The following is a 10863-nucleotide window of genomic DNA, read 5'->3' as shown; positions in this document are numbered from 1 at the left end:
CCGTTGGCGTCACTCCTCGGAGTGACGCCGGCTGCATGGGCGCTGATTGCCGTGGCCCTGTCGGTCGGCCTGCTCACGCTGCTGATCGCCTGGGGCAAGGTGCAGCCGCTGCTGGCCTTCGTGGCGGCGGCGCTGGCGGCCGCGCTGCTGCTTGGCATGCCGGTGGAGAGCATTCCGCGCTCCATCGACAAGGGCATCGGCGACCTGCTTGGATCGCTGATCGTGATCGTCTGCCTGGGCGCGGTGTTCGGCAAGCTGATTGCCGACAGCGGCGCGGCGCAGCGCATCGCCAGCTATCTGATCGGCGTGTTCGGCTCCGCGCGCATGCCGGTGGCGCTGACGCTGACCGGCTTCGTCGCCGGCATTCCGCTGTACTACAACGTCGGCTTCGTGCTGCTGGTGCCGCTGGTGTTCTCGCTGGTGTACCAGAGCGGCCGGCCGGCGGTGGCGCTGGCGATACCGCTGCTGGCCGGGCTGTCGATCGCGCACGGCTTCCTGCCGCCGCATCCGTCGCCGACGGCGCTGGTGGCGCAGTTCCATGCCGATATGGGCCGCACGCTGCTGTATGGCCTGATGGTCTCCGTGCCGACGCTGATCATCGCCGGGCCGCTGTTCGCCATGACGCTCAAGCGCATCAGGGCCGAACCGGCGCCGATGTTCCGCACCGGCCTGCGCGACGAGGCCGAGCTGCCCGGCGTCTTCAACAGCTTCGCCACCGCGCTGCTGCCGGTGTGGCTGCTGGCCGCCGCCACCGCTGCGGCGGCGCTGCCGATTGCCGATCCGGCGCTGAAATCGGCGGTGGCCTTCCTCGCCAATCCGATGATCGTGATGCTGATCGCGCTGCTGGTGGCGGTTTGCACGCTGGGGCTGGCGCGCGGGCGGCAACTGGCGGTGCTGATGTCCGGCGCCCAGGACGCCATGCGCGACATCGCGCCGATTCTGCTGGTGATCGCCGGCGCCGGCGCGCTCAAGCAGGTGCTGGTCGATTTCGGCGTCAGCGCGCAACTGGGCACGCAACTCGGCGCGCTGCCGGTGCCGCCGCTGGTGCTGGGCTGGCTGGTGGCGACGCTGATCCGCATCTGCCTCGGCTCCGCCACGGTGGCCGGACTGACGGCGGCGGGCATCGTCGCGCCGGTGGTGCAGGCGTCCGGCATCGATCCGTCGCTGATGGTGCTGGCGATCGGCGCCGGCAGCTTGATGTGCAGCCACGTCAACGACTCCGGCTTCTGGATGTTCAAGGAGTACTTCGGACTGTCGCTGAAAGACACCTTCCGTTCGTGGACGCTGATGGAAACGCTGGTCGGCGTATTCGGACTTATTTTCGTGCTGATTCTCTCTGCCTTTTTAGGATAAACAGATGAAACCAATCTTGAACGTGCTTGCGGCCGCAGCGTTGGCCGTGCCCTTGCTCGCCCATGCCGCATCCATTTCCGCCTACCAGACCATGCCGGACGATCCGCGCGCGGTGAAGGTGAAGGCGGTCGGCGACGGCCGCGCCGACGACAGCGCGGCAATCCAGGAAGCGCTGGACGCTGCCTCGAACAAAGGCGAGGGCGGCGTGGTGTTCCTGCCGTCCGGCCGCTATCGCATCACCCGTTCGCTGCTGGTGCCGCTGGCGGTGCGGCTGTATGGCGTCGGCCCGACGCGGCCGGAGCTGGTGCTGGGCGCGAAGACGCCGGGCTTCCAGAAAGGCGTGGCCAATATGGTGGTGTTCACCGGCGGCGACCAGTACACCGTGGGCAAGGTGCCGGTGCCGGTAAAAAGCGCGGTGCCGTACAGCGAGAATGTGCGCGATGCGAATTCCGCCACCTTCTATTCGGCGATGAGCAATGTGGACTTCGAGATTGGCGACGGCAATCCGGCCGCTGCGGCGGTGCGGCTGCGCACCGCGCAGCACTCGTACCTGAGCCATATGGACTTTCACATCGGCTCCGGGCTGGCCGGCGTCTACATGGTGGGCAACGAAAGCTTCGACCTGAAGTTCTACGGCGGCCGTTACGGCATCCTGACCGAAAAGACGTCGCCGGCCTGGCAGTACACGCTGATGGACTCCACCTTCGAAGGCCAGCGCGATGCGGCGATACGCGGCCACGAGGCCGGGCTGACGCTGATTAACACCACTATCCGCAATACGCCGGTCGGCATCGAGATCGACCGCGGCTACGGCGACTGGTTGTGGGGCAAGGACGTGCGCTTCGAGAATGTGTCGAAGGCGGCGGTCGTCATCAGCAACGAGGACAACGTCTACACGCAGGTCGGCTTCGACAATGCGCTGGCCAGGAATGTGCCGGTATTCGCGCGCTTCCGCGACAGCGGCAAGACGGTGGCCGGCTACGGTCCGTCCTACCAGGTCAGCGAATTCAATTATGGCCTGATGCTGCCGGGGCTCGGCAGCGTGGGCAAGTTCGCCACCAGCGTCAAGGGCGCGGCGCTGAAGGCTTTGCCGGCCGCGCGCGCGCCGGTGATGCGCACGCTGCCGTCTACTAAGGAATGGGCCAGCGTGCGCAGTTTCGGCGCGGTGGGCGACGGCGTGACCGACGACACGGCGGCGGTGCAGAAGGCGATCGACAGCAGCCGCGTGGTGTATCTGCCGCAGGGCTTCTACATGGTGCAGGACACGATACGCATGAAGGCCGATACGGTGCTGGTCGGCCTGCATCCCGGCGTTACCCAACTGGTGCTGCCGAACGGTTCGGCGGCCTACGCCGGCGCGGACGGTCCGAAAGCGCTGCTGGAAAGCGCGAAGGGTGGCGATGCGATTGTCTCCGGCTTCGGCCTGGCCACCGGCGAGGTGAATCCGCGCGCCACGGCGCTGCTGTGGCGCGCTGGCGCCGATTCGCTGGTGGACGATATCCGCATCCAGGGCGGCCACGGTACGCGGCTGTACGACGGCAAGCGCCGCGATCCGTATCAGAAGACCGCCAACTTCGATCCGATCCAGCACTGGGACCGCCAGTATCCGAGCATCTGGGTGACGGATGGCGGCGGTGGCACGTTCGTGGCCTGCTGGTCGCCGAGCACTTTTGCGCAGGCGGGCTTCTACGTCTCCAACACCAGGACGCCGGGCAGGGTGTATGAGCTGTCGGCCGAACACCATGTGCGCGCTGAGATCGTGCTGGATAACGTGGAAAACTGGGAGTTCCTGGCGCCACAAACGGAGCAGGAGGTGCGCGACGGGATGGATGCGGTGTCGCTGGAAATCCGCAACTCGCGCAACATCACCTTCGCCAACTACCACGCCTACCGCGTGACGCGCTCGATCAAGCCTGCCGTGTCGGCGGTGAAGATGAGCAACTCGGGCAATATCCGCTTCCGCAACGTGCACGTGAACGCGGAAAGCGGCTTTGCGACCTGCGACGACAACGGCTGCGGCACCTATCTGCGCGCCAGCAAATACCCGTTCGAGAACACGCTGCAGGATCTGACCAGCAAGCAGGAAGTGCGCGAGCATGAATTTGCGATGCTGGACATCGGGACCGATGTGCCGCGCGCCGCGCCGGTCAGCGGCAAGGTCGACAAGCTGGAAGATGGCTTTTACTCCATCGCCGGCGCGACGGTGGACAGCAAGGGCCAGCTGTACTTCGTCGACCGCCGTTTCAACCGCATCTACAGCTGGAGCAAGGAGCGCGGCCTGGCCGTGGTGCGCGATGCGCCGCTGGACCCGGTCAATCTGGCGATCGACAAGAGCGGTGCGATGATGGTCGTGTCGTCCTTCGGCGCCGAAGGCACGGTGTATTCCTTCGATCCCGCGCAACCGGCCGGGCCGATTACCGTCATCAAGCCGACGCCGGTGAAGGCGCATGCCGGCGCGCGCGTCGTGGTGCCGGTCAACTTCTGGCAGAACGGCGAGTTCCGCGATCAGCTCAATGTCGACACCTATGAATTCACCACGCTGGCCGAGATGTTCGCCCGCGACGTCGCCCAGCCCAAGCAGCGCGAATACGTGTCGCCGGACGGCAGCCTGGTGCTGCCGGCTTACCGCGTCTTCAAGCAGGGGCCGAGCGACCACCTGGGCTACCGCTTCTCGGATACACTGGACACGCACGGCCTGGTGTCGGCCGGCGCCAACGGCCGCGTGGTGTTCACCAACGGTTCGGAGAACCGCACCTTCAGCGGCGTGATCGGCGCCGGCGGCGGCATCACGGATCTGAAGCTGGCGGCCAATCGCGGCGGCGAAAGTGCGGCGCTGGACCGCAACGGCAATGTCTATGTCGCCAACGGCCAGGTCTTCGTTTACGCGCCGGATGGCAAGGAGATCGGCCGCATCGACGTGCCGGAGCGTCCGCTGCAGCTGATCTTCGGTGGCGCCGATGGCCGCACGCTGTTCATTCTCACTCACCATGCGCTGTACGCAGCGGGAGACATTCATGCGCAATAAACTTGTACTGATACTGCTGGCGCTCTGCGCCCACGCCGGCGCGCAGCAACAGCTGCTGTGGCCCGACGGCGCGCCGGGTGCGGAGAAGCGCCACAACGAGCCGGAGAAAGTGGAGAACACTTATGTCAGCAATATCCATGATCCTTCGCTGACGGTGGTGCGCGCCAATCCACGTCACGCCAACGGCGCGGCGGTTGTCATCGTGCCCGGCGGCGGGCATCGCATGCTGGTATGGCAGAACGAAGGCATGGTCGCGGCCAAGTCGCTCAATCGCGTGGGGGTGACGGCGTTCGTGCTGAAGTACCGGCTGGCGCGCGACCAGGGTTCCAGCTACGGCATCGACACCGATGCCGCCGCCGACCTGCGCCGCGCGGTGCGCTGGGTGCGCGCGCATGCGGCGGAGTATGGCGTTGATCCGCATCGGCTGGGAGTGATGGGCTTTTCGGCGGGCGGCGAACTGGTCTCGCTGGTGGCCGACAATCCCGAGCCGGCGCCGCCGGCCAAACCGGATGCGATCGACAGGCAGAGCGCGCGGCCGGACTTCCAGGTGCTGGTGTATCCGGGGCCGCTGGGCGTGCCGGCCAAGGCGGTGCAGAACGCGCCGCCGGCTTTCATCGTGGCCGGCTCCAGCGACAAGTGCTGCATGCCGCCGGCGCTGGCCTTGTACCAGCAGCTGAACGGCGCCGGCGTGTCGGCCGAGCTGCATCTGTATGCCGACACCGATCATGCCTTCAACATGGGGCAGCGTTCCGAGCGGCTGTCGGATGTGCACTGGCCGGACCGGCTGGCGGACTGGCTCAGCGACGGCGGCTGGCTGATTCCGCACGACGGCAAGGCGCCGCAAGGCGTACCGGCTCCGTAGTTGCAGCCGCGCCACGGAGGTACGTTACCGCACGGCGGAAGCTGCTGTAGAATCCGAGAATTGGATTTTATCCATATTCAGGAGTCAGCGATGTCTACCAAGCAAACTTTCCGCCCAGACTATCAATCGTCTGAGGTGGTGGAGGCCGGCATCGAGCGGGCCGACCGGCTGGGGCCGGAGAGTGCGGCGGAGTACCTCAGTCATCGAGGCGTGCTGGAAAGCGTGATCAAGCGCGTTGTTTCCGAGCCGGAACATCGCCGCAATCCGGGCCGGCTGCGTTCGCGTGACGAGCGCTTGATCGAAGAAGGTTCGCGTTGCCTCAAGTTCACCTCTTGACGCATCAAGCCTGATGCAACAAGCCTGATTACACAGCTGAGATTTCTTGAACGCAATGTAGGACCAGGCTGACACAATGCTATGTTCCCAGCCTACATATGGCGCGTCTGTGCTCCTATAAGCGAGCGCACATAGCGGCGATATAGTGTGACCCATCGAACACAAACAAACAGATGAGGCACGCCATGTACGCAGCTAATCAGACTTCCGTTTCCGCCAGCATCCCACGCGCGATGCAGCAAACCGCCGCACCGGTCATCAGCCTGACCGGCGCCCAGCAGAACGAACTGCTGCGCGGCCTGTCGCGCGAGGAACTGATCGACCTGTTCGTGCACCTGGACCTGGTGCCGCTGGAAGCCGGCAAACGCCTGTTCGACTCGGGCGAACTGATGGAATACGCATACTTCCCGACCAACGCCATCGTCTCGCTGCAGTATGAGACCGAAGAGGGCGGCGCCGCCGAAGTGGCGGTAGTCGGCCGCGAAGGCGTGGTCGGCGTCACGATGTATGAAAACGAGCGCGCCAACTGCTGCGCCGTGGTGCAGACCAGCGGCTACGGCTACCGCATCAAATCGTCGGTGCTGCGCCAGGCCTTCTTCAGCGGCGGCGCGCTGGCCCAGCAACTGATGCGCCACACCAGCGCGCTGTTTGCCCAACTGGCGCAGACCGTGGCCGGCGTCCGCCACGGCAGCATCGAGCAGCGCCTGTGCCGCTGGCTGCTGGAACGCCTGGACCGCTCGCTGTCGAACGAACTGAAAGTGACCCAGGAGATGATCGCCAACATGCTGGGCGTGCGCCGCGAATCCATCACCTGCTGCGCCGGCAAGCTGCAGGAAGAAGGCTTGATCGAATACCGTCGCGGCACCGTCACCGTGATCGATCGCGCCGGCATGGAACGCCGCGCCGGCAGCTGCTACTCGCCAGCCTGATTCCGTCCTAGTGCAAGTAACGCGGCGCATGCTGGAGTTCTTCCAGCTTGCGCTGCACCAGCCGATACCACGCCTGCGCCCAGCGCGCCGCCGCCTGCGATTCCTCCACCGTCGGCGCTGAAATCGTCCTGCGCACCGCCACCATCTGCCTGTGCATCGCGTAGGCGGCCGGGTGGTATTTGCGTGGGCTGGTGATATTGGTGTGGGTATCCATAGACTTTATTTTGCGCGCCCGGTCTGGCTGCGGCTGTACGCTGCCTCACCTACACGACTACGCGAATTTTGCATAAAGAAGCTTGTTTTAATTCGTTTCCTGCTGGGTTGGCTCTCCATATACTCGCTATTGGGAGAAAATCACAAGGGAATTGATGAGCAAGCGCACTTATCTGGCCGTTGCGGCCTTGTCGGCCGGCGTCGCCATCGCCGCGGAGCCGGACTCGGACAAAATAGAAAAGGTCGAAGTCACCGCCACGCGCGCCGCCACGGCGGTCGATGTACAGCAGGTGCCGGCTGCCATCACGGTGCTGAAGCCGGACAGCCTGACGCGCTACGGCCAGGGCAACCTGACCGATATCGCCAACCTGGTGCCGGCCATGTCGGTGCAGGAGCAGGGGCCGGGCGTCAACAACATCACCATGCGCGGCCTGGTCGTGCGCGGCATCGTACCGTCCGAGGTACAGGATTCGTCGCTGGTGGCGGTGTATGTCGACGACATGCCGGTGACGCTCAAATCCGGCAATCCGGACCTGAAGGTGCTGGACCTGGAACGGGTGGAAGTGTTGCAAGGGCCGCAGGGCACGCTGTTCGGCGCCGGCGCCATGGCCGGCGCGGTGCGGCAGATTACGCAAAAGCCGGAGCTGAACGATTTCTTCGGCAGCGTGGAAGCGGTCGGATCGCAGACCTCCAGGTTCGGCGGCGCCAATCACAACCTGCGCGGCATGGTCAACCTGCCATTGAAGGACGACGTGGCGGCGCTGCGCCTGACGGCCTACACCGGCAACGACTCCGGCTACATCCGCAACCAGTACAACGGCGCCACCACCAACGCGGTATCGACCAACCAGGGCCGGGCGGCGCTGCGCATCAAGGCGTCACCGGACCTGGTGATCGACGCCAGCGTGACCGCGTCCAACACCAAGGGCGGCATCAACGACGCCTACGCCGGCCTGGCGCCGTTCACCACCTTTGCGCTGCTACCGCAAACCAGCAACGACAGCCTGCAGCTCTACAACCTGGGCGTGAACTATGACCTGGGCGGCGCGCAACTGGTGTCGTCCACCTCCTATGTGCACCACGATACGCTGTACGTAACCTCGGCGCAGTACCCGGCCACCGCCTTCATCTTCGGCGGCCAGGATCCGCTGATGAAGGCCGCCTACACCATCGGCAACGCGGTCAAGGATTTCGCGCAGGAGTTCCGCCTGAGCTCCAAGGGCGAGGGCCCGTTCAAGTGGACCGCCGGCGCCTTCTTCGAGGCGGGCAAGCGCGATACGCGCCAGGACGAGCCGACCGAAGGCTTCGACGCGCGCTTCGCGGCGACCCACAACTTCCCCGGCTATAACTCGCAGACCAATGAACTGGCTTTCAATCCGGACGATTTCTTCTCCGGCCAGCAGAACACGAAATCGCGCCAGGCCGCGCTGTTCGCGGAAGGCACCTATACATTGTGGAACAAGCTGGACCTGACGGCCGGCCTGCGCCTGTTCCGCGGCACGCAGGACTTCGACCTGCGCTTTACCGGCTTGTTCGGCAACCTGGTCGGCGCCACGCCGGCCGCGCCGGTGGGACAGCCGGAACTGAGCACCAGCAGCGCCACGTCGCGCGGCGGCAATCCGCGCTTTGCGGCGGCGTATCACGTCGATGCGGATCACACCTTGTACACCTCGGTGGGCAAGGGCTTCCGCTATGGCGGCAATAATCAGCCGGTGCCGTTCAACTTCTGCGGCATCAACGCACCATCGACCTTCGCGCCGGACAGCTTGTGGAACTTCGAGGCCGGCTCCAAGAACACGCTGCTCGACCATCGCCTGACCTTCAACGCCAACGCCTACCTGATCGAATGGAAGGACGTGCAGGTGTTTAACAAGCTGCCGTGCACTTATTACTTCACGCAGAACGCCGGCAAGATCCGCAGCGAAGGGCTGGAACTGGAGACGGCCTTCAAGATCACGCGCCGCGCGTCGGTCGGCGTCAGCGCGGCCTACAACCACGCCTACGCCACCCGCACCGTGGTCACCGGCATCGCCGCACAGAATATCCCGGAAGGCAGCCGCGTGCCGTATGCACCGCGCCTTGCCGCCACCGTCAACGCCAGCTACTACGTGCCGGTGCGCGGTGTCGACGAACTGGGATTCCTGGCCAGCTATTCGCATCGCGGCAGCGCCTACACCAACTTCGCGGCGGCGCAGGGCAGCTACGAGGAGATCCCATCGTCGAATACGCTCAACGCCACCGTGACCTATCGGAGCGGCGCCTATGAATTCGGCCTGTTCGGCACCAACCTGACCAACGGCGCCAAGGTCAGCGACGTGACGGCCAATACCATCACCATCCAGCCGGGCAACCTGGTGTACATGGTTCGCCCACGCACGGTGGGCCTGCGCATGAAGGCACGCTTCTGATGCAGGCCTGGATCGACGCCACGCAGCAGCAGGAGGTCAGCTCCGAGCGCCGCCGCCCGCTGTGGCGCGGCGAGTGGCCGACCTGGCTGCTGATCGTGGCGATCCATGGCGGCTGGCTCGCCACGCTGGCTTGCTGGCGGCTGCTTGGCGCCGTGCCGGCGACCTTGCTGATGATCTGGTGGTGCGCCTGGTATATGTCGCTGCAACATGAGCTGATACACGGCCATCCCACGCGCTGGCCATGGGTGAACCGGCTGTTCGGCTACGTGCCGCTGGCGGTGTGGTATCCGTACGAGATCTATCGCGAGAGCCATCTGCGACATCACGACGATTTCAACCTGACCATGCCGGCGCTGGATGCGGAGAGCACCTATGTGTCGCCGGCCGAGTGGGCCGCGACGCCACCTCCGCTGCGTGCCTTGCGCTGGCTGAACAAGACGTTCTGGGGCCGGCTGGCGGTCGGGCCGGCGCTGGCGATCGTGTCCACCTGGGGCGGCGCTGTCCGCCGCATCGCGCGCGGCGACTGGCGCGATGCGGACGTCTGGCTGCGCCATCTGGCGCTGCTGGCCGGGCTGTTGTGGTGGGTGCAATCGGCGTTCGGCGTATCGGCGCTGTGGTATGTGCTGGCGATTTCGTATCCGGCGCAGTCGCTGGCGATGATACGGTCCTACTACGAACATCGTCCGGCGGAGGATCACAAGCAGCGCATCGTGCTGAATAACGCCGGCTTTGTCTTCCGCCTGCTGTTCCTGAATAATAATCTGCACCTGGTGCATCATGACCTGCCGTCGCTGCCGTGGTATCTGCTGCCGCGCGTGTACAGTGCGCGGCGCGAGGCTTATAATTCCCGCAGCGGCGGCTTCCAGATCAATGGCTACGGAGAGCTGATGCGCCGCTATGGATTCCGTCCCATCGACGCACCCGTACACCCTCGCATGCCATGACATGGAAAGTAGCACTGCCGATGTATAACGTCTCGCCGCGCGTGCAGCGGGAGTACGAGGCATTCCTTGCCCGGCTGTTAACGGAAGCCGACGTGCGCAAAGAGGTTGAACTGCTGCCGGCGCCAGAACTGCCGGCGTTCTGGCAGCGCGAAGATGTTCTGCTGACGCAGACCTGCGGTTACCCTTACATGAAGTCCCTGCACGGCGCACTGACGCTGCTCGCCACGCCATGCTTCGATTTCCCCGGCTGCAAAGACAGCGATTATTCAAGCGCGATCGTCACGCGCGCCGACAGCGGTATTCATTCGCTGGCCGATGCGCAGGGGCTGACCGCTGCGGCGAATGATGCACACTCCAACAGCGGCATGAATGTGCTGCGGCATGCGGTGTCGCTGCTGGCGCGCGGCGGGCAGTTTTTCGATGAGGTGAAATGGACCGGCAGCCACGCGGCCAGCCTGCGCCTGGTGCGCGACGGCGAGGCGGATATCGCCGCCATCGATTGCGTCACCTATGGCTACCTGAAGGAAGAACAGCCGGAGAGTGTGCGCGGAACGAAGATTCTGCAGTATTCGGCGCAGACGCCAGGTCTGCCGCTGGTGGCGTCGCGCGCGGCGTCGGAGGAGCTGCTGACCCGCCTGCGCAACGCCTTGCTGTCGCCGGGACCGGCGTTGCAGAGCCATATGCTGGCCCTGCACATCAAATCATTCGTGCATTGTCCGGAATCCGATTACGAACGCATCCTGCGGATGGAAGCCGTGGCGCGGGCCGCCGGCTATCCGGTGCTGGCCTAGTT

At 65.1% G+C, this 10863-nt stretch carries 9 protein-coding genes; 8 read left to right on the top strand and 1 reads right to left on the bottom strand.

Going from position 1 to position 10863, the window contains the following annotated elements:
- Positions 1-21 precede the first annotated feature (21 nt).
- The 5 genes from GJ698_RS08105 (at position 22) to GJ698_RS08085 (ending at position 6505) form a co-directional block, all read left to right on the top strand.
- Positions 22-1353 (top strand): gluconate:H+ symporter, encoded by a 1332-nt coding sequence (locus GJ698_RS08105; protein ID WP_371865194.1) that lies wholly within the window; start codon positions 22-24, stop codon positions 1351-1353.
- A gap of 4 nt (positions 1354-1357) precedes the next feature.
- The gene (locus tag GJ698_RS08100) at positions 1358-4378 is read left to right on the top strand and encodes a glycosyl hydrolase family 28-related protein (RefSeq protein WP_154357119.1); all 3021 of its coding nucleotides are present in this window, start codon (positions 1358-1360) and stop codon (positions 4376-4378) included.
- Entirely contained in the window at positions 4368-5240 is an 873-nt protein-coding gene (locus GJ698_RS08095) for an alpha/beta hydrolase (RefSeq protein WP_154357118.1), read from the top strand. The genes GJ698_RS08100 and GJ698_RS08095 overlap by 11 nt, the downstream gene beginning before the upstream one ends.
- Before the next feature lie 90 nt (positions 5241-5330).
- Entirely contained in the window at positions 5331-5576 is a 246-nt protein-coding gene (locus tag GJ698_RS08090; RefSeq protein ID WP_154357117.1) for a hypothetical protein, read from the top strand.
- 185 nt (positions 5577-5761) lie between these two features.
- Positions 5762-6505 (top strand): Crp/Fnr family transcriptional regulator, encoded by a 744-nt coding sequence (locus tag GJ698_RS08085; protein ID WP_154357116.1) that lies wholly within the window; start codon positions 5762-5764, stop codon positions 6503-6505.
- 7 nt (positions 6506-6512) lie between these two features.
- Here the strand turns inward: GJ698_RS08085 and GJ698_RS08080 are convergent, their stop codons facing one another.
- Positions 6513-6719: a hypothetical protein gene (locus GJ698_RS08080; protein WP_154357115.1), complete on the bottom strand. Its 207-nt coding sequence runs from the start codon at positions 6717-6719 to the stop codon at positions 6513-6515.
- A 154-nt stretch (positions 6720-6873) separates the two neighbouring features.
- Here GJ698_RS08080 and GJ698_RS08075 point away from each other — a divergent pair, with 154 nt between their 5' ends.
- From GJ698_RS08075 to GJ698_RS08065, 3 genes are read left to right on the top strand one after another with little or no spacing between them, the layout of a single operon-like run.
- Complete coding sequence (locus GJ698_RS08075; RefSeq protein WP_154357114.1) at positions 6874-9126, top strand: TonB-dependent receptor; 2253 nt, start codon at positions 6874-6876, stop codon at positions 9124-9126.
- The gene (locus GJ698_RS08070; protein WP_154357113.1) at positions 9126-10070 is read left to right on the top strand and encodes a fatty acid desaturase; all 945 of its coding nucleotides are present in this window, start codon (positions 9126-9128) and stop codon (positions 10068-10070) included. Before GJ698_RS08075 ends, GJ698_RS08070 begins: the two co-directional genes overlap by 1 nt.
- A complete protein-coding gene (locus tag GJ698_RS08065; protein WP_154357112.1) occupies positions 10067-10861 on the top strand; it encodes a phosphate/phosphite/phosphonate ABC transporter substrate-binding protein in 795 nt (264 codons plus the stop codon). The genes GJ698_RS08070 and GJ698_RS08065 overlap by 4 nt, the downstream gene beginning before the upstream one ends.
- The last annotated feature ends 2 nt before the right edge of the window (positions 10862-10863 follow it).

This window comes from Duganella aquatilis (assembly GCF_009674565.1).
GTDB classification, from domain to species: Bacteria; Pseudomonadota; Gammaproteobacteria; order Burkholderiales; family Burkholderiaceae_D; genus Rugamonas; species Rugamonas aquatilis.
This window is presented reverse-complemented; position numbering and strand designations above follow the sequence as displayed.

Bases quoted from the DNA above. Each gene is read 5' to 3' on its own strand.
- GJ698_RS08100 (WP_154357119.1), top strand. From the start codon at position 1,358: ATGAAACCAATCTTGAACGTGCTTGCGGCCGCAGCGTTGGCCGTGCCC.
- GJ698_RS08095 (WP_154357118.1), top strand. From the start codon at position 4,368: ATGCGCAATAAACTTGTACTGATACTGCTGGCGCTCTGCGCCCACGCC.
- GJ698_RS08090 (WP_154357117.1), top strand. From the start codon at position 5,331: ATGTCTACCAAGCAAACTTTCCGCCCAGACTATCAATCGTCTGAGGTG.
- GJ698_RS08085 (WP_154357116.1), top strand. From the start codon at position 5,762: ATGTACGCAGCTAATCAGACTTCCGTTTCCGCCAGCATCCCACGCGCG.
- GJ698_RS08080 (WP_154357115.1), bottom strand. From the start codon at position 6,719: ATGGATACCCACACCAATATCACCAGCCCACGCAAATACCACCCGGCC.
- GJ698_RS08075 (WP_154357114.1), top strand. From the start codon at position 6,874: ATGAGCAAGCGCACTTATCTGGCCGTTGCGGCCTTGTCGGCCGGCGTC.
- GJ698_RS08070 (WP_154357113.1), top strand. From the start codon at position 9,126: ATGCAGGCCTGGATCGACGCCACGCAGCAGCAGGAGGTCAGCTCCGAG.
- GJ698_RS08065 (WP_154357112.1), top strand. From the start codon at position 10,067: ATGACATGGAAAGTAGCACTGCCGATGTATAACGTCTCGCCGCGCGTG.